Genomic DNA, 24562 nt, shown 5'->3' on the forward strand with positions numbered 1-24562 from the left:
TTAATTTTGGTTGATGCTTTGCGCGCGGCCTTGCTGGTCTACCGATACCACGACAAATTGTGCATCCGTTACCTTGTGAAAGTCCGTTTCGTCGTACTTGTGCGCCCAGACTTCGACCTGGATGGTTAAGGAGGATCTGCCGATTTCGGTGATCGTGGCGTATATGTCTATTACTGAACCTACCTTCACGGGAGAAACAAAATCCATTTGACCGATATCGACGGTCACTACTCTGCTGCGAGTTGTTTTTTCACCGGCAATTGAGGCAGCTAAGTCCATCTGCGAGACTATCCAGCCCGCATAAATGTTACCATGCGCGTTAGTGTCATTGGGTAAAGCGTAAGTTCGAAGTGCGAGTTCACCGGAAGGTTTAGGGTTGTTGTCGTCAATATCCATCGTGCCATTCTTAGAGTAGTAGTGAGTTTTGGTGCGGTGATTATAAATACGTGAAAGTTAAAATGAAATTACCGATTTGCTTTAATCCTAAATTAGCGACGTTGTTACGTTGATTTTTCTGGTCAGTAAGAATAACGTGTGGCTTGCATTAATGCTAAGCCTACACCTGTTAGCTGAGTAAGTATTCTTGAAAAATATCAGTATATTAATTAGGCGTTTCTGGATTTTCGACCTGGATGGCACGCTAACTCTGCCACAACATGATTTTAAGGCAATAAAGGCGGAATTGGAAATTCCACCTGATGCCGATATTTTGCTGCATCTTAGTCGATTGTCGAAGCAAGATGCGCTAATAAAACAAAAAAAGTTGGATGAAATAGAGATTGGTCTGGCGAGCACAGCCAAGCCCTCAGTGGGTGCCGCTGAATTAGTTAGGGGGCTGGCGGAACAGGGTGTGCACATGGGGGTGCTGACGCGTAATTCCAAAACTAACGCCCATGTTGCTCTTGAGGCCATCGGCCTAAGTCAATATTTTGAAACACTGCATGTGTTGGGTCGGGATGAAGTTGCGCCCAAGCCAAGTCCCAAAGGGATTTACAAATTGTTGCATCATTGGGAGGCAGATATGGGGCAGGCCTTGATGGTTGGGGATTATCTCTATGATTTGCAATGTGCACGGGCAGCGGGTGTGGCAGCGGTACACATGGACACGACGGAAAGGTTTCCTTGGCCAGAGTATACCGATCTGGCGGTGCGGGATTTATCTGATTTACATCAACTGCTAATAAGAACTATAGCGTTCTAGCCGCTGGGGCACTGTATTTTTAGTCGTCTTTGGGCTGGGTTTATGAAGGATAATAACAAAAGGTAATTAGGGTTATGCAGCAAGCAGATTTAATAAAGTCTATTAGCCAGGGCCAGATGAAGTCGTTACAGATTGGTATAATACTGATCTGTTGGTTGATTAATATGTTGGATGGTTTTGATGTCTTGGCGATTGCTTATGCTGCGCCGACTATCAGCGAGGAGTGGCAGTTAGCACCGGAAAAGCTCGGTATTGTGTTGAGCGCGGGATTAGCGGGGATGGCATTAGGCGCGTTGTTTATCGCGCCGTTAGCGGATCGTTTTGGGCGACGTAAAATTATTCTGTGGTGTCTCGCCGTTATTGGGTTTGCCATGGTGGGTACCGCGCTGGTAAATTCCGTCGTTTTACTGGTTATAGTGAGGGTGATTACTGGGCTGGGCGTCGGCGGATTGTTGGCCAGTTTGAATACTATGGTGGCCGAATACTCATCGGATCGACGCCGTAATTTTGCTATCAGCTTTTTGCAGAGTGGTTATCCGATAGGGGCTTTAGCGGGAGGATTGATTGCAGCTCCACTCATTCCAGCCTTTGGTTGGCAGGTGGTTTTTATTCTCGGTGGGCTCTCAACCTTGGTAATGGTGGCGGTGGTGCTGTTATTTATGCCTGAGTCACTACATTTTTTAATGGCACAACGACCAGCTAATGCGCTACAGCAAGTTAATCGGGTATTGTCCCGGTTGGGGCACAGCATGATAACTGAGTTGCCAACTTTAACGGGAAAAGCGCCACCGCCGGCAAGTATTAGTCAAATACTTTCGCCGAGTCTTAAGACCAACACACTGCTACTTTGGTTGAGTTTCTTTATGAGCATGCTTACGCTCTATTTCTTGCTATTGTGGACGCCACAAATAATCGTCAACGCCGGTTTGCCGAAAGACCAGGGTATTTTAGTCGGGGCATCGCTTAATGCCGGAGGTCTGTTGGGCATGTTGCTACTCGGTTATTTCTCCGAGCGGTTTGGGCTGTACCGGTTAATTATAGGCTTTTTTCTGTTGGCGGCCTTGAGCATGGTTGCTTTTGCGTTGATCGATGCGTCAGCAACAGTGTTGCTGGTACTTGCCTTTGTGCTCGGATTTTTCACCATTGGCGGTATGATCGGGCTCTATTCGGCAGCTGCAGGTTTGTATCCGACCACTCTGCGCAATACGGGCTTAGGTTGGGGTATTGGTATTGGACGTCTGGGCGCTATTCTTGGGCCTAACGTAGCGGGAGTTTTAATTGGAATCGGCTGGGAGCAAGCGGATTATTTCTTATTGCTGGCATTGCCATTAGTGTTTGCGATGCTCTCTACCTATGCCTTGCACAGATCGCAGAAAACCAGAACGTTGACGGAGCAAGTTGCCTAATTTTGGTTATCTTTTATGTGGGGTTTTGTATAAAAATATTTTTAATATTTTAAATTAATATGGATTTTAGTGGCGTAAAAAATCTCAATTTTATCGAGTATATGGAGTTTTTGTGCGTTATTTATAATTAGAGAAGAAGCCCTAAATTTCCCCAAGTTTAAGTGACAAATGCGCCTGATTTTCGGTTAAAATAACGCCCTTTTTCCAGATTGTAGCCAAGGGGCATGGCACGCTGCACCGAAGCCTAGGAAGTGTGAAATGCTTGTCGTGTGAAAAGCATTTAAATTTCAAATGTGTATATTTTTATTATTAATTTAACAAATTAAAGTTAAGGCTATAGGATGGTGCTCTTTTCTGTCGGGCGCGTCGCCTAATACCCTGAGTTTCCGAAAGGGTGTCCTTGATTTTCTGCCAGGAGTAAAAGATGTTTAGTTCTGCCGATAAAATTTCTGATTTTGATCCCGTGTTGTTCGGCGCTATTCAAGATGAAGAGCGAAGGCAAGAAGAGCACATCGAATTAATTGCCTCAGAAAACTACGCGAGTCCACGTGTAATGGAAGCTCAGGGAGGCGTATTAACCAATAAATATGCCGAGGGTTATCCACAGCGACGTTATTATGGTGGCTGTGAATATGTGGATGTTGCAGAACAGTTGGCGATTGAACGTGCTAAAGAGTTGTTCGGCGCGGATTACGCGAATGTGCAGCCTCACTCTGGTTCGCAAGCCAATGCCGAAGTCTATATGGCATTGTTACAACCGCATGATACCGTTTTGGGTATGAGCTTGGCGGACGGTGGGCACCTAACCCACGGTGCAAAAGTTAACTTTTCCGGCAAGATTTATAACTCCATTCAGTACGGCCTCAACGAGGATACGGGTGAAATTGATTACGATCAGGTTGAAGCGCTGGCGAAAGAGCATAAGCCGAAAATGATTATCGCGGGCTTTTCTGCCTACTCGCAGATTGTTGATTGGCAGCGCTTTAGAGATATAGCGGACATGGTTGGTGCTTATTTTGTGGTGGATATGGCGCATGTCGCCGGTCTGGTCGCGACCGGGCATTATCCTAACCCGGTACTGATTGCTGATGTGGTAACCACCACCACGCATAAAACATTACGCGGCCCACGCGGGGGGTTAATTCTGGCGCGGGCTAATCCTGAGCTAGAGAAAAAACTGAACTCATCGGTCTTTCCCGGTCAGCAAGGTGGCCCGCTGATGCACGTTATTGCGGCAAAAGCGGTTGCCTTTAAAGAAGCCTTGGAGCCGTCCTTTAAAGAGTATCAGGCGCAGGTGGTAAAAAATGCTAAGAAGATGGCCAGTGTATTTATCCAGCGTGGTTATAATATCGTTTCCGGCGGAACCGAAAACCACCTGATGCTGGTGGACCTGATTGATAAAGGAATTACCGGAAAAGATGCGGATGCCGCATTGGGTAGTGCCAACATTACCGCGAACAAAAATGCGGTACCTAAAGACCCACAATCACCATTCGTTACCAGCGGCCTGCGAGTCGGCACTCCGGCGATTACCACCCGTGGTTTTAAGGAAGCTGAAGTGGAACGTTTGACGGGCTGGATGTGTGATGTTTTGGATGATATTGGTAATCAGGCAACGATTGCCAGGGTGCGCGAGCAAGTCCTAGCCTTATGCCGTGATTTTCCGGTGTATAAAAAATAGGGTAGCCACTTGGCGGCAGGGAGATGCGCAACTTTGTAACGCCAAAAATGATGTTGTAAGCCGCGTTTGCCGGACAATAATGTCGGGTTAAAACGAAAGAAATAAAAACAAAAGGTCTTTATAACAGAGGAAATATCGATGGATGCTTTGCAGAGCTTCGTGGATCAGGTCAACAATGTGCTTTGGGGCGTACCGTTGATTGTGCTACTGCTGGGCACGGGTGTTTATCTGACCATTGGCCTCGCGTTCATGCCTATACGTAAACTCGGCTATGGGTTTCGCATGCTCTGGCAGGGTCGGTCGAGTAAGGAAGAAGGCCAGATTTCACCCTTCAATGCGCTGATGACAGCACTTTCCTCCACTATTGGTACGGGCAATATAGCGGGTGTAGCGACGGCAATTGCGATTGGTGGGCCCGGCGCGTTGTTTTGGATGTGGTGTACGGCGCTGGTCGGTATGTCGACCAAATTTGCAGAAGCGGTGTTGGCCGTTAAATTTCGTGAGGTAGACGAAAAGGGCCAGTATGTTGGTGGCCCCATGTACTACATCAAAAACGGCTTATCACCGAAGTGGACGTTTTTAGGAACTGCCTTCGCCATCTTTGGCGCGTTGGCAGGGTTCGGGCTGGCCAACACGGTACAGTCCAATTCCGTGGCGAATGTGCTTGAAAGCACCTTTGCTATTCCGGTCGAATTCACTGCGGTTGTCATTACCGTTTTAGTCGCCAGTGTCATATTGGGCGGGATAGAACGCATTGCTCAGGTGGCGGGTAAGCTAGTGCCTTTGATGGCGATTTCTTATATTGCAGCCGGAATGATCGTGTTGGTGATCCATCTGTCTGAAATTCCGGCGGCGTTTGCACTAATCGTAAAAAGTGCTTTTACTGGACATGCCGCGACGGGTGGTTTTAGTGGCGCCGTGGTTGCTTTGGCGCTGCGCCAAGGGGTGGCGCGTGGCATATTTTCCAATGAAGCGGGGCTGGGTAGTGCGCCGATTGCACACGCTGCGGCGCGAACCAATGATCCGGTTCGTCAAGGCGTTATCGCGATGCTTGGCACCTTCATTGACACTATCTGTGTCTGCACCATCACCGGTTTGGCTATAGTAGTAACGGGTGTTTGGAGTAGTGGCCTGAATGGTGCGCCGCTTACTACATCCGCCTTTAGTTTGGGGATGCCTGGTGGTGAATATGTGGTCAGTATTGGCTTGGCGCTATTTGCCTTTACTACCATGCTGGGTTGGTGTGTGTACGGTGAGCGCTGTGCAGAATATTTGTTCGGTGTGAAAGCGATACTACCTTTTCGGATTCTTTGGATTAGCGCCATTCCGCTGGGCGCCATTGCTCAATTAGGGTTGGTGTGGGCGATTGCGGATACGCTTAATGCCTTAATGGCCATCCCAAACCTGATTGCGCTGATGCTTTTAAGTCCTCTCGTCTTTCGACTCTCCAAGGAATATTTTGCGGATAAATCGAGTTGATATGCAAAATATCTTTAATGAAATATTGGGTCGTCAGTCTTCATTAGGCCTAGTGGCTGCGGATTATTCTTCGAGGTACAACTAAGGCGTCACTGCTATTGATAACGACCTGCCGATAGCAACAACTAGCACCCGCAAGGAATGTTTAGTTATGGCAGTAATGCCGCAATAATTTTGTTTAAAATTTCCGCAGGCGAAAGCTGCTCGCAACAAATACTTAGGTCGGCATATTTGCGGTATAACTGGCAGCGTTCCTCAAAGACGTCAGGAAAGCTCTGGTTGGGGTGACGTGCAATGCCGCGACTTTCATAGTTATGAATGCGATGTGTCAGCTCGCTAAGTGGAACATCCAAAAATACCACCAGGCCCTGGGCTTTCAGGTGCGCCATGCCAGCCTCGCTGTATACCGCACTACCTCCGGTTGCAACGACTTTTCCGCGACAATCAGTGGCAAGTAGCACCTGCTCTTCAATATCCCGTAATTTGAGATAATTGGACTCATCCATTATTTGCTGAAGCGTTTTGCCTTCTCGCACCTGAATGGCGACGTCTGTATCTAGAAAATCGAGGCCAAGCTCCTTAGCGAGCAGAATGCCAATGGTGCTTTTTCCGGCACCGGGCATGCCAACCAGAATAATGCTTTGCGGAGTGTTGTTGGTCATGGCGGCTTAACTCAAACTGGTTTTAATAAATTCCACTAGGCGGGCGATGGCGTCATTGGACGCTTTATTTTGATAGCTGAGGCTAACACCGATTTTGCCTAATTTGGGAAATTTATTGGAAGGTTTAATAATCTGTAAATTGTTGGGCACTGTACTTTTTGCCAACACAGTGACACCAAGGCCCTCTTCAATGGCGGCCTGAATGCCGGTTAAGTCTGGTATGGTATAGACGATGCGCCAAGGTTGGTTGATCTTTTCTAACGCAGAAATGCCGCGATTACGATAGATGCAGCCTTGGGGAGCGGCAATTAGCGGTACGGTCGGCTGTAGGTGGGCCTGGTGGTCGGTGCTAGTGACCCAAACCAGCTCTTCAACCTTGACGCGATCATTGCGTTTCGCATTGGGGTCGTCATGCAGCGCAAGCACCAGATCAAAAATCCTATCCGATTGTGCATTTAATAAATTTTTACTCAAATCGCAGGTCACTTCCAAAGTTACGCTCGGATAAGACTGTACAAAACGGCCAACAATTTTTGGTAGCAGTGCGGTGGCGAATTCGCTGGGAATCCCAAAATGAATACGCCCGCTGACCTCAGGTTTTATAAATTGTGCCAGCACCTCATCGTTGAGAGATAGAATTTTCTTTGCGTAATCAAAAAGTTGGCGTCCTGGTTGAGTCAAATCCAACTGTTGTCCACTGCGTTTTAACAGGGGCGAGCCGAGCATGTCCTCGAGGCGTTTGATTTGCAAGCTAATGGCCGGTTGTGATCGACCTAACAGCTCCCCAGCCTGGGTGAAGCCACGCAGCTCTGCTACAGTAACAAAGGATCTCAGTACGTCCATGGGGAGATTTTTCATAGCGATCGTCCCATTTGTAATATAAATACGAGCATTTTTATTATTAATTTAACAAATTGTTGTTAAGGCTATAGGATAACTCTATTTTGCGTCAAGCTCGGCCCTCGTAAAGGGCCGTATATTTTACTGCGGTAGGATTAAAACATGAGTTCTGAAAGTACCAATTCCAAGGGTCAGTTAGCACAAACGCCACTGCATGGTTTGCATTTAGAATTAGGTGGCAAAATGGTGCCATTTGCTGGTTACGAAATGCCGGTTCAGTATAAGAGCATGGGCATCATTAAAGAGCACCTGCACACCCGCGCTCAGGCAGGACTGTTTGATGTATCGCATATGGGGCAGCTCATATTAAGTGGTGACGGTGTTGCGCAAGCCATGGAAAAACTGGTTCCTGTGGATGTCGAGGCTTTAGGCATCGACAAACAAACTTATGCGCTTTTCACCAATGAAGAGGGCGGTATCAGGGATGATTTAATTATTACTAAGTGGGCTGAGAATCAGCTTTTTGTGGTCGTCAATGCGGCATGCAAAGAGCAGGATATCGCTCATCTGCGTGCCAATCTCGACCCGCAAATTAACTTGCAGCCATTGTCGGATCAAGCATTGCTGGCGTTACAAGGACCGGCAGCGAAAGGGGTGATGGCGGTATTGGCGCCAGCAACGACAGAGCTAGTTTTTATGTCCGGTTGTGCGGTTGAAATGGAGGGTGTGCGAACCTATGTCACGCGTTCTGGATATACCGGCGAAGATGGCTTTGAAATTTCGCTTCCGGCGCAACATGCTGATAAAATTGCGCGGCGGATTTTGTCCTTCGAACAGGTCGAGGCAATTGGTTTGGGAGCGCGTGATTCGCTGCGTTTAGAGGCGGGTTTGTGCCTTTACGGACATGACCTGGATACCCAGACCAGTCCAATTGAAGCTGCTTTGAGCTGGTCCATTTCCAAGTCACGCCGAACTGGTGGGGGTAAAGAAGGCGGCTTCATTGGGGCGCAGGTAATTTTGTCTCAGATGATGAATAGCGTAACGCAAAAGCGTGTGGGGTTTAAGGTTGAGGGGCGTGTGCCCGTGCGCGAAGGTGCACAATTGGTGGATGCTGATGGAAATCCGGTGGGCAGAGTAACCAGTGGCGGTTTTGCGCCATCGCTCAATGCGGCGGTGGCCATGGGCTATGTTTCGAACGAGCAAGCGCAGTTAGGTACAGAACTACATGCCTTGGTGCGGGATAAGCGGATTCCGGTAAAGGTGGTGAAAATGCCATTTGTGCCGCAACACTACTTTCGTGGGTAACTGGTATTTCCTGGCTTGTCTGGCAGATGTTGTCTTCAACCGACAAAAATTAATTGATTTATATTTTAACGAGGAACTGAAATGAGCACACTTAAGTACACTAAGTCGCATGAATGGATATTGGTGGAAGGTGAGATGGTCACTATTGGTATTACCGACTACGCACAAGAGCAGCTCGGTGATGTGGTATTTGTCGACTTGCCGGAAGAAGGTCGTGAGTTGGTAGAGGGTGAAGAGGCGGCAGTGATCGAATCTGTTAAAGCAGCGGGAGAAATCAATTCGCCGGTTTCCGGAACAGTGGTTGCTATTAATACGGTGCTGGCCGATGCGCCCGATACCGTCAATCAAGATCCAACGGGAGATGGTTGGTTTTTTAAGTTAAAAATAGATGCTCCTATCGATGATAGTGAATGGCTGGATGAAGAAGGCTACAACACTTATGTGGAAGATGAGTGTTAGTCTTTTTTAACATTAATCAAGGAGTTCGTTACTAAGCAGGAGTGATTTCGGCTCCAGTTTCATTTTAGTCATTAGATAGGTAGTGTTGATGTCGCAACGGGTGTCACAGCAAGAGAGCAGTTTGGCCGAGCTAGCGCCAAACGATGAATTTATAGCGCGCCATATCGGGCCAAGTGAACCAGAGCAGCAAAAAATGTTGCAACAGCTGGGCTTGGATAGCATGTCGGCTTTGATCAAACAGGTCGTTCCCGCAACCATTTATTCGGATGAACCGCTGGCAGTTGGTGCGAGTTGCTCGGAGCAGGAAGCACTCTCCTATTTGAAGGCGGTGGCGAGCAAAAATAAGCTCTACCAATCGTTGATCGGGCAAGGTTATTACAACTGCTACACGCCAAATGTCATTTTGCGTAATATCTTGGAAAATCCAGGCTGGTATACCGCTTATACTCCTTATCAGCCGGAGATTTCTCAGGGACGGTTGGAAGCCTTGCTAAATTTTCAAACGATGATTTCCGATCTTACCGGCATGAATATGGCAAACTCTTCGCTGCTTGATGAAGCGACGGCGGCGGCAGAAGCCATGACACTCTGCCAGCGTATGAGCAAATCAAAAAGTGCTGTCTTTTTTGTTTCCAAGGAGTGTTTCCCGCAGACTATTGAGGTAGTGAAAACCCGCGCCAAGCCAATCGGCATTCAAGTGGTAGTGGGTGATCATCGAACTGATTTGGCGACCCTCGAATGTTTTGGCGTACTGCTGCAATACCCGGCTGCCTCCGGTGAAATCTACGACTATAGTAGCGCCATCGGACAGGCGCATGCCAATAAAGCCCTCGTGGTGATGGCGGCTGATTTACTCAGTCTCATGTTGTTGAAATCGCCCGGCGAGCTGGGCGCAGATGTCGCGATCGGTTCCAGTCAGCGCTTTGGCGTTCCGCTCGGTTTCGGTGGTCCGCACGCAGGCTATATGGCAACCAAAGAAGAATTTAAGCGCGCCCTTCCAGGACGCATCGTGGGGCTGTCGATTGATAACCAGGGTAATCCTGCCTATCGGCTGGCGCTACAAACACGGGAACAGCATATTCGTCGCGAGAAAGCGACCAGCAATATCTGCACTGCGCAGGTGTTGTTAGCCGTCATGGCGAGCATGTACGCGGTATATCATGGCCCGGAGGGCTTAACCCGCATTGCGCAAAGGGTTAATAAACTCACCCAGATACTGGCTGCGGGGCTGACTCAATTAGGTTGGCACCTAGCCAATCAAAGCTTTTTTGATACCTTGGTCATTGAAACCGGAGACAGTACTCAGGAAATACATCAAGCGGCTCGTGCACAGCAAATAAATTTGCGTGAAATAGACAATAATTGCGTGGGCATTTCCCTCGACGAAACGGTTAAAGCGCAGGATATCGAGCGTTTATGGGAGATATTTGCCCTTGGTCAAAAGGTTGCCTTTGATGTGGATGAAATTCAGTCTCAGGTATTAGTAGCCTTACCACAGCAGTTCCAGCGCACGAGTGCCGTACTACAGCATGAATGCTTTAATCGCTATCACTCCGAAACAGAGATGATGCGTTATTTGCGTTACTTGGCGGACAAGGATATTGCCCTGGATCGAGCTATGATTCCGTTAGGCTCATGTACCATGAAGTTGAATGCTACGGCGGAAATGCTGCCCATCACCTGGCCTGAGTTCGCGCACATTCACCCTTTTGTGCCGCCAGATCAAGCCGCCGGTTATTTGCAATTAACCACGGAGTTAGAGCAAATGCTCTGCGTAGTAACCGGTTATGACGCGGTTTCCTTACAGCCCAATGCTGGCTCACAAGGTGAATACGCTGGATTGTTGGCGATTAAGGCATATCACGAAAGCCGGGGCGACGGGCATCGAAATATCTGTCTGATTCCCAGCTCGGCACACGGTACCAACCCCGCATCGGCGCAAATGTGTGATATGAAAGTTGTGGTAGTCAAGTGCGATGAACGGGGTAACGTTGACCTAAACGATCTCAAGGCTAAAGCTGAACAGCATAGCGAAAATCTTGCCGCCATTATGGTCACCTACCCGTCGACACACGGTGTATTCGAGGACCAAATCAAAGAGGTTTGCCGCATCACTCACGAACAGGGCGGCCAGGTTTATATGGATGGTGCTAATCTGAATGCGATGGTTGGGCTGTGCCAACCGGGTCAGTTTGGGGGCGACGTGTCGCATTTAAATTTGCATAAAACTTTTTGTATTCCACATGGCGGCGGCGGTCCCGGTGTTGGTCCGGTGGCGGTTGGTAAGCATTTGGCGAAGTTCCTGCCGGGGCACGAAACCTTAGCCAAAAATGGCGAACAATTTACGGTTGGCCCGGTCTCTGCGGCGGCTTGGGGCAGCGCAGGAATCTTACCCATCAGTTGGATGTATATTAAAATGATGGGTGCGAGCGGGTTACGGCAGGCGACTGAAGTTGCCATTCTCAATGCGAATTATTTAGCTGTCAGGTTACAGGATCACTACCCGGTGCTCTATACCGGTGTTAACGGGCGCGTAGCACACGAGTGCATTATTGATTTAAGACCCATTAAAGAAAGCAGTGGTATTTCAGTAGATGATGTCGCTAAACGACTGATTGATTTCGGATTTCATGCCCCGACCATGTCGTTTCCAGTGGCGGGAACCTTGATGATTGAGCCGACTGAGAGTGAGTCTTTAGCTGAACTGGATCGGTTTTGCGAGGCGATGATATGCATCCGTGAAGAGATTCGTGCAATAGAGCGCGGCGAAGCCAATGCAGAGGATAATCCGCTCAAAAACGCTCCACACACCGCCCAGGTTTTAGTCGCCAATGATTGGGTTCATGCCTATGGCCGCGAACAGGCGGCTTATCCCGTGCCAACTTTAAGGGTGAACAAATATTGGTCGCCCGTGGGCCGAGTGGACAATGTCTATGGCGACCGAAATTTAATTTGCTCTTGCCCCGTCATTGCAGAATATGAATAACATGTAGATTGTTGTCGGATTTAAATAAAGTTTGTGAATCGCATTTCTAAGATTGTGAATTTAATAAAGATTGTGAATTCTTGGATTTGTCAACAAATGCGCTGAGAGGCCCATTTTTGCTAACAAAAATATACGCACTTGATGCTCGCTAGCCACATTTCAAAGCGTTTTCTAGATTGCTTATCGTAGCAGCCCAAATAACAGCTTTATACAGAACCTCCCCCCCAATTAGTTGAAGCAACCTGGCGGGAATCTTCTCTGAGGCCAAATGACGCCCTAGCCCGGAAGTCCATAAGTGGTCTTTCTTTTCTTCGTAGATGGGCTTCTATAGTCGAAACGAAGTAACCCTGAGCTAACCCTGCAAATTTAGCTGGATTTCCTGTATTTCAGACACCCCGCCCCCTTGCTCAATGTTTGTCGTGGATCGGCCTCTAAACTAAACGTAAATCTACAGGCATGAGCTGGCTGCAGTGATAGCGCCAAATAAAGCTGGTCATATTTACCGATTAAATTTTGATTAAGCATCCAACCCGGTCGTAGCGCCTAGAAGCGGGTTCTGATGGGGTTAGCATAGAAAACCAGATCCGCCCCCATTTTGTTCTACCATTAAGTCCTCAACCATAATGCGGAATAGATCGCTAAAGCTTTTATATTAAAATACAGAAACGTTATTTTTGCAAAATAGTTGACAAGAAGTATTGCTATGCGTATATTTTACAGTAACGATATTACAGCGTATTACAGGGTGATTGAATGAAGATGAAAATAAAAAAACTGGCAATCGTGCAGATGGGATACTCGTTCAGGTCCCGTCTCGAAGCCTCTGAAGGTGGCGGAGTTGCAGTTATTCAGATGAAGGACCTTTTGGATGACAACACGGTCGGCTGTGATGATTTGGTCGAGATTGATTTGGATGCCGTGAAAGAGCATCACCTCGCACAAAGAGGCGATCTGGTATTCAGGTCTCGCGGTCATGTGACTACGGCAGCGGTTCTTCTCGTAGATCCGGGCAAGGCTGTTGTCGCCGCCCCATTATTAAGGATAAGGGTGACGAAGCCGGACAAGGTTTTTCCCGAGTATCTGAACTGGTACATCAGCCAGCGGGATGCGCAGATTTTTTTGACCAGCCGGGCCAAAGGGACGGTTCAGAAAATGATCAGTAAACAGGCGATTGAAGATCTGGAGGTGGCGCTTCCAAGTCTGGAAAAACAGAAAAACATCGTAGAGCTGGCCACGCTGTCTGCTCGTGAACAAACCCTGCTTCATACGCTGGCCGATAAGCGGGAACAATACATTTCAACAGTACTCATGCAACATGCAAAAGGAGAATAAGATATGAGCAGTAAGATTAATCAGAAAGACATCAACAACGCAGCGTGGGCGGCATGTGACACTTTCCGGGGTGTTGTAGATCCGGCGCAGTACAAAGATTACATACTCGTAATGCTGTTTGTGAAGTACATCTCCGATGTATGGCAGGACCATTATGAAGAGTATCAGAAGCAGTATGGTGATGACGACATCCGTATCCGACGCAAGCTCGAACGTGAACGTTTTGTTCTCCCGGTGGTGAAACTCACTGAAAAGAATGATGAGACTGGCGAAGAGACGGTTCTGGATGAATTTCCCGCCACCTATTACAGCCTGTATGAGCGCCGGTCTGCCGTCAACCTCGGGGAGCTGATCAACATCGTGCTTGACCATATTGAAGAGAGCAACAAGAGCAAGCTCGAAGGTGTGTTCCGCAATATCGATTTCAACAGCGAGGCCAACCTCGGACGGACGAAGGATCGCAACAAACGACTTAAAACGTTGTTGGAAGACTTCAACAAGCCACAGCTCAGCATGAAACCCAGTCTCGTTTCCGAGGATGTGATCGGTAATACTTACATCTACCTGATTGAGCGCTTCGCCTCCGACTCCGGAAAAAAGGCGGGAGAGTTCTTTACCCCGCTGAAAGTGACCGAGCTGGTGGCCAAACTGGCAGGCCCGAAACCGGGCGATCGTATCTGTGATCCGGCCTGCGGATCGGGCGGACTTTTGATTCAGGCAGCCAAAGAGGTAGGCGACCGTAACTTTGCCCTCTTCGGACAGGAGTCCAACGGCAGCACTTGGGCGCTTTGCCGGATGAACATGTTTCTGCACAGCTTTGACAGCGCCCGGGTGGAATGGTGTGACACTCTGAACAGCCCGCTGCTGGTGGAAAATGACCGGCTCATGAAATTCAACTGCGTGGTGGCCAATCCGCCGTTCTCACTGGATAAGTGGGGTGCTGAAAATACCGAGAGCGATCAGTACAACCGCTTCTGGCGAGGCGTCCCGCCCAAGAGCAAAGGCGACTGGGCCTTTATCAGCCACATGGTGGAAACCGCCCTTGAAAAGCAGGGCCGGGTTGCCGTGGTGGTGCCTCATGGCGTTCTGTTCCGAGGCGCAGCTGAAGGCCGTATCCGCCAGAAAATGATCGAGGAAAATCTGTTGGATGCCGTGATCGGCCTGCCGGGTAACCTGTTCCCGACCACCAACATTCCGGTGGCAATTCTGGTCTTTGACCGCTCCCGTGAGAAAGGCGGCGTTCGTGAAGAATGCAAAAACGTTTTCCTTGTTGATGCCAGCCGTGAGTTTGTCTCTGGGAAAAACATGAACACCCTCTCGGAAGGGCATATCGACAAGATCATGGAGACCTACACCGCCCGGGCTGAAGAGGAAAAATACGCCCATGTAGCCGAGATCGCCGAGATCAAGGAAAACGACTTCAACCTCAATATTCCCCGCTATGTGGACACCTTTGAGGAGGAAGAGGAAATAGACATCGATGCGGTGCAGGTGGAAATTGATGATCTGGAAAAAGAGCTGGCATCAGTGCGGGTGAAGATAGCCGAGAAGCTTAAGGAGATTCAGCGATGAGTAGAGTCAAACAATTTCCAGATGGTTGGAAAAGGAAGCGCCTTGAAAAAGTGGCAGTTATACAAACAGGAATTGCTAAAAATCAGAATTCAAAACAAGAAACTATAAAGCTTCCCTATCTTCGAGTAGCTAATGTCCAAGATGGCTATTTGGATCTGTCGGAGATAAAAACCATTAATATCCACAAAGATAAAGTAAATCGTTACAGGCTTGAGAATGGCGACGTTTTGCTAACAGAGGGAGGCGATTTTGACAAACTCGGAAGAGGGGCTGTTTGGGAAGGTCAAATCCCAAATTGTCTACACCAGAATCATGTGTTTGCAGTACGTCCAAACAACCATGAATTATTGCCAAGCTTTTTGTCAGCTCAAACAGGTAGTTCATATGGTAAAAGATACTTTCTCAGCTGCTCAAAACAAAGTACTAATCTGGCAAGCATTAACTCATCACAGCTGAAAGCCTTTCCCGTGTTACTCCCCCCATTGCCAGAGCAAGAAGCTATTGCCGATTTGCTGTCCACCTGGTATGAGGCCATCGAGAAAACCGAACGGCTGATTCAGGTGAAGGAAACCAGCTTAAAGGGCCAGATCCAAAAACTGATAAGTCAGCAATGCGGCTCTTGGCCTCATGTCAAACCGAAGAAAATATTCGATACGATAACAGAAAAGAACTTTCCTGATGAAAAGCTTCTGTCAGTCACCCAAGATCGTGGCGTTATTCCTCGCAGCATGTTGGAAGGCCGAGTCATGTCACCCTCTGGTACAACTGCAAGCTATAAGCTCATCAAGCGGGGAGATTTTGCAATAAGTCTTCGTTCATTCCAAGGCGGCATTGAATACTCGAATTATCAAGGGATCATCAGCCCGGCGTATACAGTGTTGAGACCAAAAACTGAATTGAACAGTGACTTTTACCGGCTGTTTTTTAAGTCCTACATCTTCATTGAGAAGTATTTGAACCTTGCCGTCATCGGCATTCGTGATGGAAAACAAATAAGTATACCAGACTTCTTGAGCATTAAGATTCCAGTTCCTTCTCTCGAAGAACAAAAAGAAATTGCTGAAACTCTGTCCGTTTGCCAGCAGGAAATCGATCTGCTGAAACAGCTCGCAGAAAAATACAAAACCCAGAAACGCGGCCTGATGCATAAGATGCTCACCGGCGAATGGCGGGTTAAACCGGAAATCGTTAACCAATACGTGGCGGAGTAATCATGACTAAAGGTAAAAATCAGCACGTTGTAAAGCATCCTGATGGTTGGGCGGTCAAGGGCGAAGGTAACAGCAAGGCGGCCAAAGTTACCCGCACACAGGCGCAGGCCATTGACGTGGCGGAGAACATCGCCAGAAACCATAAATCGGACACCAAGATTCATGGCGTGGACGGAAAGATCCGGGCTGGCAACAGCTACGGAAATGACCCGTGCCCTCCAAAAGACAAAAAGTAAGGAGTGATTCAATGCCAATATTTATATCGCATACAACCAGAGACGACGAATTAGCCAAAAAGGTATTTGGGTGGCTTAACCGCATCCACGGTATTACCTGTTATATCGATGATATGGATAAGGAGCTTGGAAATAATCGGGGGAAATCGAGCCTCACTCCGTTGCTGGTCGACAGACTGCGCAAATGCGACACATTGCTTGCTGTTGTCACAGAAAATACAAAGGGGTCATGGTGGGTGCCTTTTGAAATAGGTACTGCACGAGAAATGCCCCGAGTTATTTCTAGCTTTACACCTCTGCCAGACCGCTCCGCCTATAGCTGGCAGGAAACATTGCCTGAATACCTTCTTGAGTGGCCCCGACTGCGGTCTGATAGCGATATAGATGTTTTTGCAAGGGAATACAAAAGACAGTCTCTACTGCTCGAAAAAAGCATTGGGCTCGAAAACTTCTCGCAGAGATCAGCTTCGGTGAATAAAGCCCGCAGCTTTGAATCTACCGTAATGAAATCATTGGGTCAGAGGAGTTATTGATGAGCTTTTACAACACCAATGTAACCCCCAAGCACAAGACGTTCATCAGTTTTCATCATGCAGATGATTACTACAAAAAGCACCTTGAAACTCAATGGGGAGAACAGTTTGACGGGTTTATTTCAAGGTCAGTTGGGGATGGTGATATACATCCCTATTTGGCCACAGATCGTATCCGTCAGTTGATTCGTGATGATTTTATTTCTGATGCAACCGTTACACTTGTGCTTGTTGGACAAGGAACTTGGAGCAGAAAGCATGTGGACTGGGAAATAGCGTCAGGTATTCGTGACACAAGGAATAATTCAAGAACCGGATTGCTGGGTTTGTTGCTCCCGACTTATTCGGCGCAGCTGTCATACAAAATGAATGCGTCAGTTTTGAAGTATACAGAAAACGGAAGTGTCTATAATCCATATACAATTCCTCCACGGCTGAGCGACAACATTGAATGCGGATTCGCCAAAATATATGCCTGGCCGACCTCTCCAAATGATTTGCGCCAATGGATTCATGATGCATTTCAGCGACGTAAAACATGTTTGCCAACAAACCGTCGGGACAGCTTTTCAAATAATAGAACCGAAGCTCAAACACATTGGAGGGACTGACAATGATATCAAGTACAAATAGAAGGAAAGTTTTTATTTCTCACTACAAAGGGGATCGGAGCGAGGTAGATGCTTTTATCAAGGAGTTCTCTTCCGTTTTCATTCCCAAGGTGTTGGGAGCCAACGATAATGATGAGTTTATCAACAGCACGAACACCGACTATGTAATGCAGCGCATAAGGGAAAAATACCTTGGTGATAGTACCGTGACGATTGTTTTGATAGGAAGCTGCACACATGGTCGACGATACGTTGACTGGGAGATAAAGAGTTCTCTGCGTCAGGGGCAATACACCCCCAATGGATTGATTGGCATCCTTCTGCCAAGCCAAGGAAACTCAGCGCACCTGCCCCCACGTATTAAAGCGAACTGGGCCAAAGGCGAGTCTGACTGTTATGCGCGATACAGATCTTATCCGTTTTCAAAAGAGGAACTGTCTATTTGGATTGAAGATGCTTATGAGGCTCGAACTTCCCGGGCGCATCTGATTCAGAACTCTCTGGATATGATGAAGTACAATGGCGTGTGTAAAATTTGCTGGGTGACACATTGATGGCAACAGAATACAAACCACCCTTAGCCATACATTTCATCTGGAACCCGGCAGATGAAGGCCCCGTAGGTTCGATACTTGATGCTGTCAGATCCAGCTTTGCGCGAGATGTAGACCGGCCTTTTTCTCGTGGCTTAAATATACCGCTTTTTTTCTATAGTTCAGAAAACCCGAATCAGTCCCCGTCACACTCACCGACACAGCAGGCTGCAAAAGATATTGTATTCGTGTTCGCAAGCGTAAATACATTAGGGCGGGACTCATGGAAATCATACATTAATCAACTATCACTATCGGACACCTTTCTGGCGGTTCCAATAGCCATTGATAGAAATGGATTAGGTCATGGCAGTGAAGGCAGTCTCAAAAATCTAAATTTCCTGAGGTCTTACGAATGGCAGGGAGATTTGAAAGAGCAGCGGGCTATACTGGCCATGGCTCATGAAATATACAGATACGGTTTTGTCGAAATTAGTGAGAATGATCATGGCAAGTGTTCCTCAATTAAGATTTTTTTAAGCCATGCAAAAGCTGGAGATACTGGCCGCCTCCACGCTGAATCAATCTATAAATTCATCGATAGCACCAATATGTCGCGATTTTTTGATGCGACTGAAATATCACCGGGCTTCAAATTTGATGAAGAAATTATAAAGCATATAAAAGACTCCACATTGGTAGCAATAGGAAGTGACGCGTACTCCTCAAGATATTGGTGTCAGAGAGAAATCCTTTGCGCTAAACAACACCAGCGGCCAATTGTCGCGGTTGATTGTCTTCAAGATTTTGAAGACAGGGTATTTCCTGCAGGATCTAATGTCCCCTGTGTGCATGTGTCACCAGACACTCCGATTAGTGAGCCTGATATATTACGTATCCTAATTGCTACCATTCTGGAAACGATACGTCACCTGCATGCGAAAAAATCACTCGAATATTATCAAAGCCAGAATTGGATTGATAATGACTGTGCCATCATCTCAAGGCCACCCGAAATCCGTCAGGTGATCGATCTGAAAAATAGTGGGAAACAAAAAATTTGTTACCCTGAACCTTCGCTCTACTCCGAGGAAGTAGACTGGCTTTCGCATTTTGAAGTGGATGCTTTTACTCCATTGTGGAACAAGGCTGAAGATGGGGCTTTGAGTAGTTTCAGAATAGGTATTTCCATTTCTGATAATTCTGTCGGTAATTATTCAGACCACCATTTATATGCTGATCACCTGAAGAGACTATCCCAAGATCTGGCAAGGCACCTTCTTGCGAGGGCAGGAACAATTATTTATGGAGGAGATCTTCGCAAAGATGGGTTTACACAATTTATTCTCGACGAGGCGATTGCATTAAAGACCCGTCTCAACACAGATAACATTCATGTAGAGAATCATCTGGCTTGGCCTTTGTATGTATCAGATTCAGAAATGGTTGCTTGGAGAGCCAAGTACAATGGAATCATTAAAACTGTTGAGCATGATATTCCTGATGATATTGCAAAAGACATCGATAAGAGTGTCTTCATAGCTCCAAGCGGAACAGATAACAAATATATCTGGTCCCGTTGCCTTAAATGGATGCGAGAGAAATCTATTGAGCAGTCTCATGCGCGCATATGCGCTGGTGGCAAACTCGCGGGTTATCACGGAAAAATGCCGGGAGTTCTTGAAGAGATAATTATTTCAATAGAAAAAAATAAACCAATCTTTTTGCTCGGTGCTTTCGGTGGTGTTGTTGCTGAGGTTTGTAAAACAATCACAGATAAAGCTATTGCTGAACCGATAACCGAACACTGGCAGATTACAAATAACGCTGGATATTTTGAGCTTCAGGAAAAAGCCAAAAATGGAAATCAGGGTGCTGACTACACGAGAATTAAGACTGTTTTGGAAGGCATGTCAGTGGATGATTTGGCACGTTCTTCCGGCCTTAATTCAGACGATTATCAGCGATTAATGGAATCTCCTTTTGTAGATGAGTGCGTGCATCTTGTTTTAAAAGGGCTAAAAACATTAGCTTCTGCCAGCATGAGCACAAAAACGGAGGGGTATGATGAGTAACTTTCAGATAAATGAAAAACATCTTTCTCAAATCCCGGCCTTGCAGCTTTTGATTGGCTTGGGATTTGAATTTTTGATGCCAGCAGAAGCACTACGTGAAAGACAGGATCGAACCTCCAATGTTTTGTTGGAAAGTATTCTGCGCAACCAGCTCAAAGAGATCAACCGCATTCGCTACAAGAGCAGTGAGTATCTCTTCAGCGAGGAGAATGTGCAGTCGGCTATCCAGAAGCTGAAAAACATCAAATACGACGGCCTGCTGAAGACCAACGAGGCTATTTACGATCTGATTACGCTTGGGACGGCCATGGAGCAGACCATCGAGGGCGACTCAAAAAGCTTCAACATGAACTATATCGATTGGCGCAATCCCGGTCGCAACAAGTTTCATGTGACGGTCGAATACAGTGTTGAACGTTCACGGTCAACGGAAACCGCCCGTCCGGATATCGTTCTCTTCGTTAATGGTATTCCGTTTTGCGTGATTGAGTGTAAAGCGCCGCAGATTGAAGTGGAACAGGCCGTTTCGCAGTCGATCAGAAATCAGAACGACGACTATATCCCGAAGCTCTTCATCTACAGCCAGATGGTGCTGGCTCTGAATAAAAACAGCGCCATGTACGCAACAACGGGAACCGCAGCAAAATTCTGGGGTGTATGGAAAGAGCCTCAGATGGATAACGGTGAGCGCGAGTTTGAAAAACTGGCAGCAGTAGTCAACCAACCACTTTCCGAAGATGTTGTCGCCAGAATTTCATCTACCTTTGATGTTAAACCGGAAGCATTTACCGGCAACAGACTGGTGACCGAGCAGGATAAATCTCTTTTCTCCCTTTGCCGTCCGGAAAGGTTCTTGGAATTGGCCTGGAAGTTTACGGTCTTTGATGGGGGAATCAAAAAGGTTGCCCGCTATCAGCAGTATTTTGTCATCAAGTCTACCCTGAACCGTGTTAAGCACTTCGATAGCACCAATTCACGTAAAGGCGGTGTTATCTGGCACACTCAGGGATCAGGGAAGTCACTGACCATGGTGATGCTTGCCCGTAACCTGGCCTTAGATCCCGAAATTTTGAATCCGCGAATTGTTCTTGTGACAGACCGTGACGACCTCGACAAGCAGCTCGGGAATACCTTTGCCGCTTGTGGCCTTGAAGCAAACCGGGCAACATCAGGCAGAAACCTGTTGGAATTGGTCGCTGAAAAGAAGTCAGGCATTATCACAACCCTCATTCACAAGTTCGACAAGGCTTACGCGGTAAAGAAATATCAGGATGAATCGCCCGATATTTTCATTCTGGTGGATGAAAGCCACCGTACCCAGTTCGGTTCCTTTTCTGCCCGGATGAGACAGATGTTTCCTCATGCCTGTTATTTGGGATTTACCGGCACACCGCTGTTAAAGAAGGAAAAGAACAACTTCACCAAATTCGGTGAACTGGTGGAGCCTCATTATTCCATCACACAGGCCGTTGAAGATGGCGCGGTGGTTCCGCTTCTGTATGAGGGGCGGCATGTGGAGATGACGCAAAATCAGACGGCAGTTGATCTGTGGTTTGAGCGCCACACACAGGGCTTGACCAAGGAGCAGCAGGCGGACCTGAAACGGAAATATGCACGAGCGGAAATGCTGAACAAAGCCGATCAGGTCATCTACATGAGAGCTTTTGACATCAGCGAGCACTTCCGCTCCAACTGGCAGGGAACAGGATTCAAGGCTCAGTTGGTGGCCCCGAATAAAGCATCTGCCCTCAAGTACAACGCGTATCTGAATGAGATTGGTATTGTCAGTTCCGAGGTTGTTATCTCGCCGCCGGATATGCGTGAAGGCTATGAAGAGACTGATGATGAAACAACGGATGAGATCGTTAAATTCTGGCAAAAGATGATGAAGCGCTACGGTAGTGAAGAAGAATACACCAAGCAGCTCATCAACCAGTTTAAACACGGTAGTGAACCTGAAATCCTTATTGTCGTTGATAAGCTGCTCACGGGTTTTGACGCTCCGCGAAATGCGGTTCTTTATCTGTGCCGGGTGCTAAGGGAGCACACGCTGCTTCAGGCAATTGCCCGGGTCAACCGTCTTCATGAGGGTAAGGAGTTCGGATTTATTGTCGACTATGCAAGCGTCCTCGGTGAGCTGGACAAAGCACTTACCATGTACAGTGCATTTGAAGGATTCGATGAATCCGATTTGGTCGGCACCCTGACATCAATTAACAGCGAAATCGAAAAACTGCCCGGCAGGTATTCCGATCTTTGGGATCTATTCAAAACGGTTAAGCATTCCTACGATGAAGAGGCTTATGAAGTGCTACTTGCCGATGATGAGCTCAGAGAAGAGTTTTACGGCTGTCTTTCGGAGTTCGGAAAAACCCTCGGTATCGCACTCTCCTCCGAGAAGTTTTTGACCGGAACCGATGAGAAGACATTGTCCAGATACAAGGCTGACCTTCGAAAATTCCAGTCACTCAAAGCATCTGTCAAGCTCCGGTATGCAGAGGCAATTGATTACCGGGATTATGAGCCCAAAATCAAAAAACTGCTGGATACACACATTCAGGCCAATGAAGTTGTTCAGCTGAATGAGCCGGTCAATATCTTTGACGACAAAATGTTTAATCAGGTCAAAGAGGAACAAGGCGTCTACCAAACCAAGAAAACAACGGCTTCAAAGGCTGATACGATTGCACACGCCACGAAGAAAGTCATCACCGAAAAGATGGATGAGGACCCTGTGTTTTACGAGAAGTTCTCAAAACTGATCCAACAGGCGATTGAAGATTTCAGGGCTAAGAGGATATCCGATCTGGATTATCTGAACAAAGTCGTTGATATCCGCAACAAGGTTGTCGGCAAGGTACATGATGATATACCGGACAAGCTTTCCGGGAATGAAGATGCCATGGCCTATTTCGGGGTGCTTAAGCCTTTCTTTGAAAAACACGAATTAGGTGAAGAAGACCTTGAATCAGCTGCGGCTGATACGGCAATTTCTATTCATGGCATATTGGAAAAACACAAGAAGGTTCACTTCTGGGATGATGAAGATGCTCAGAAACAGGCGGTTAATGAGATTGACGATTACCTCTATGATGAGCTCAAGACGGAAAGAGGGATCGAGCTGTCGATTGATCAGATGGATGACATCATCGGGAAGGTTCTGCAGGTGGCAAAGCACAGGAGCTATAAATAATGGAGGCATTAATCCATAACAACAAACATTCGGTTGTTTACGGGCGGAAGACCATCGATTTTAGTCTGTTGTACTGTGACAGAAAAACGATGGAAATTGCTGTGCATCCTGACAGTACGGTTATTGTCAAAGCGCCCGTGCAGTCCGATATCACCTTGATAGAAAAGAAAATAATAAAGCGGGCTCGTTGGATTCTCAGGCAGCTGAATTATTTCAAACAGTTTAATCCAAAGACACCTGATCGCTGTTACGTGAACGGCGAAACCCACCTGTATCTTGGAAAGCATTACCGCTTGAAGTTAGCCGAGGGAACGGAAAATGCAGTGAAATTGTTTCGTGGTTTTTTTCATATCACTTGCCGGAGCAAACCGACTTCAAATGCTGCCAAGAAGCTATTAAACCAATGGTATTCGGAAAAGGCACAACCTCAATTTGCAGAGAGCATGGATCGCTGCTGGCAGAAATTTAACGGTCTCGATATTGACCAGCCAAAACTATCCATTAAGCGAATGCAAAAAAGATGGGGCAGCCTCTCAGACAAGGGTACAGTAACCCTCAATACAGACCTGATCAGAGCGCCTAAAGAATGCATTGACTATGTTGTTACGCATGAGCTGTGTCACCTGAAATATCATGATCATAGCCCAGAATTTTATAAGCTCCTAGAATCTGTTATCCCAGGCTGGGAGAAGATAAAACACAAACTCGAACTAAGTATGGTGTGATTATGAATGGGAGGATCTTGTGAATTGGCTTTTGCGCCTGCGCCCCTTTAGTATAATTTGATCAATTTTTAGTGCCAGCTGCTGGGTCGTTATCGATACCAAAATGGACCTAATGTAGGGTTGTGGTGGTATAAAAATGACCCAAAGTTATGCCTTGGATGAACGCGTTTTAGCCCGATTAACTCCAAATTGAGCAACTGGAAGGTGAATTTCCGGAATCTGAGGGTGTTAAAATCCCGCCGCAACTAGATTTTATATTTATAAGAAATTGATGTACATATAATTAATAGTTCTTGGCATTAATATATACTTTATTATATACTTAAGTGTTTTTTATTCATTAAATCAATAAGTTGCCATATCACAGTTTCGTCACTTTCATATAATTAAGCATATATAATCAATGGGTTACGTAAACTCTCGATTATTATTAAGCTAGCCAACCCCTTTTTTTCGTGCTTTCATATTTGCTAAGTAAATAACTAATTAGCAAACGATGAGAGTTCACATGACCACACATTG

The 24562-nt window shown here is 46.9% G+C and carries 20 protein-coding genes; 17 read left to right on the forward strand and 3 right to left on the reverse strand.

Features of this window, described 5'->3' with window-relative positions:
- Entirely contained in the window at nucleotides 1-396 is a 396-nt protein-coding gene (locus tag H6995_15405) for an acyl-CoA thioesterase (GenBank protein ID MCP5216388.1), read from the reverse strand.
- 196 nt (nucleotides 397-592) lie between these two features.
- Between H6995_15405 and H6995_15410 the strand changes: the two genes are divergently transcribed.
- The 4 genes from H6995_15410 (at nucleotide 593) to H6995_15425 (ending at nucleotide 5767) form a co-directional block, all read left to right on the forward strand.
- Nucleotides 593-1201, forward strand: a complete 609-nt coding sequence (locus H6995_15410) for an HAD-IA family hydrolase (GenBank protein ID MCP5216389.1) — start codon at nucleotides 593-595, stop codon at nucleotides 1199-1201.
- A 74-nt stretch (nucleotides 1202-1275) separates the two neighbouring features.
- Nucleotides 1276-2607 (forward strand): MFS transporter, encoded by a 1332-nt coding sequence (locus H6995_15415; GenBank protein MCP5216390.1) that lies wholly within the window; start codon nucleotides 1276-1278, stop codon nucleotides 2605-2607.
- 424 nt (nucleotides 2608-3031) lie between these two features.
- Nucleotides 3032-4288 carry a serine hydroxymethyltransferase gene (locus tag H6995_15420; GenBank protein ID MCP5216391.1) on the forward strand — a complete coding sequence of 419 codons (1257 nt, stop codon included), beginning with the start codon at nucleotides 3032-3034 and terminating at the stop codon, nucleotides 4286-4288.
- 138 nt (nucleotides 4289-4426) lie between these two features.
- Entirely contained in the window at nucleotides 4427-5767 is a 1341-nt protein-coding gene (locus H6995_15425) for a sodium:alanine symporter family protein (protein MCP5216392.1), read from the forward strand.
- 149 nt (nucleotides 5768-5916) lie between these two features.
- Here the strand turns inward: H6995_15425 and H6995_15430 are convergent, their stop codons facing one another.
- Nucleotides 5917-6429, reverse strand: a complete 513-nt coding sequence (locus H6995_15430; GenBank protein MCP5216393.1) for a shikimate kinase — start codon at nucleotides 6427-6429, stop codon at nucleotides 5917-5919.
- A gap of 6 nt (nucleotides 6430-6435) precedes the next feature.
- Nucleotides 6436-7287 carry a LysR family transcriptional regulator gene (locus H6995_15435; protein MCP5216394.1) on the reverse strand — a complete coding sequence of 284 codons (852 nt, stop codon included), beginning with the start codon at nucleotides 7285-7287 and terminating at the stop codon, nucleotides 6436-6438.
- A gap of 144 nt (nucleotides 7288-7431) precedes the next feature.
- Here H6995_15435 and gcvT point away from each other — a divergent pair, with 144 nt between their 5' ends.
- The 13 genes from gcvT (at nucleotide 7432) to H6995_15500 (ending at nucleotide 24040) form a co-directional block, all read left to right on the forward strand.
- Nucleotides 7432-8574 (forward strand): glycine cleavage system aminomethyltransferase GcvT, encoded by a 1143-nt coding sequence (gcvT, locus tag H6995_15440; GenBank protein MCP5216395.1) that lies wholly within the window; start codon nucleotides 7432-7434, stop codon nucleotides 8572-8574.
- Between the two features lie 81 nt (nucleotides 8575-8655).
- A complete protein-coding gene (gene gcvH / locus H6995_15445) occupies nucleotides 8656-9033 on the forward strand; it encodes a glycine cleavage system protein GcvH (GenBank protein ID MCP5216396.1) in 378 nt (125 codons plus the stop codon).
- 88 nt (nucleotides 9034-9121) lie between these two features.
- Entirely contained in the window at nucleotides 9122-12019 is a 2898-nt protein-coding gene (gene gcvP / locus H6995_15450; GenBank protein ID MCP5216397.1) for an aminomethyl-transferring glycine dehydrogenase, read from the forward strand.
- 753 nt (nucleotides 12020-12772) lie between these two features.
- On the forward strand, nucleotides 12773-13351 hold the full coding sequence (locus H6995_15455) for a restriction endonuclease subunit S (GenBank protein MCP5216398.1): 579 nt from the start codon (nucleotides 12773-12775) through the stop codon (nucleotides 13349-13351).
- 3 nt (nucleotides 13352-13354) lie between these two features.
- A complete protein-coding gene (locus tag H6995_15460; GenBank protein ID MCP5216399.1) occupies nucleotides 13355-14923 on the forward strand; it encodes a type I restriction-modification system subunit M in 1569 nt (522 codons plus the stop codon).
- Nucleotides 14920-16134 carry a restriction endonuclease subunit S gene (locus H6995_15465; protein MCP5216400.1) on the forward strand — a complete coding sequence of 405 codons (1215 nt, stop codon included), beginning with the start codon at nucleotides 14920-14922 and terminating at the stop codon, nucleotides 16132-16134. Before H6995_15460 ends, H6995_15465 begins: the two co-directional genes overlap by 4 nt.
- 2 nt (nucleotides 16135-16136) lie before the next feature.
- On the forward strand, nucleotides 16137-16370 hold the full coding sequence (locus tag H6995_15470; protein MCP5216401.1) for a DUF2188 domain-containing protein: 234 nt from the start codon (nucleotides 16137-16139) through the stop codon (nucleotides 16368-16370).
- Between the two features lie 11 nt (nucleotides 16371-16381).
- A complete protein-coding gene (locus H6995_15475; protein MCP5216402.1) occupies nucleotides 16382-16903 on the forward strand; it encodes a toll/interleukin-1 receptor domain-containing protein in 522 nt (173 codons plus the stop codon).
- Complete coding sequence (locus H6995_15480) at nucleotides 16903-17514, forward strand: TIR domain-containing protein (protein MCP5216403.1); 612 nt, start codon at nucleotides 16903-16905, stop codon at nucleotides 17512-17514. Before H6995_15475 ends, H6995_15480 begins: the two co-directional genes overlap by 1 nt.
- Before the next feature lie 2 nt (nucleotides 17515-17516).
- Entirely contained in the window at nucleotides 17517-18068 is a 552-nt protein-coding gene (locus H6995_15485) for a TIR domain-containing protein (GenBank protein ID MCP5216404.1), read from the forward strand.
- Nucleotides 18068-20122 carry a hypothetical protein gene (locus H6995_15490; protein MCP5216405.1) on the forward strand — a complete coding sequence of 685 codons (2055 nt, stop codon included), beginning with the start codon at nucleotides 18068-18070 and terminating at the stop codon, nucleotides 20120-20122. The genes H6995_15485 and H6995_15490 overlap by 1 nt, the downstream gene beginning before the upstream one ends.
- Complete coding sequence (locus H6995_15495) at nucleotides 20115-23315, forward strand: type I restriction endonuclease subunit R (GenBank protein MCP5216406.1); 3201 nt, start codon at nucleotides 20115-20117, stop codon at nucleotides 23313-23315. The genes H6995_15490 and H6995_15495 overlap by 8 nt, the downstream gene beginning before the upstream one ends.
- Nucleotides 23315-24040, forward strand: coding sequence for a M48 family metallopeptidase (locus H6995_15500; GenBank protein ID MCP5216407.1), 726 nt, complete (start codon nucleotides 23315-23317; stop codon nucleotides 24038-24040). Before H6995_15495 ends, H6995_15500 begins: the two co-directional genes overlap by 1 nt.
- The last annotated feature ends 522 nt before the right edge of the window (nucleotides 24041-24562 follow it).

Source organism: Pseudomonadales bacterium, assembly GCA_024234615.1.
In the GTDB taxonomy this organism is placed as follows: Bacteria; Pseudomonadota; Gammaproteobacteria; order Pseudomonadales; family IMCC2047; genus JAJFKB01.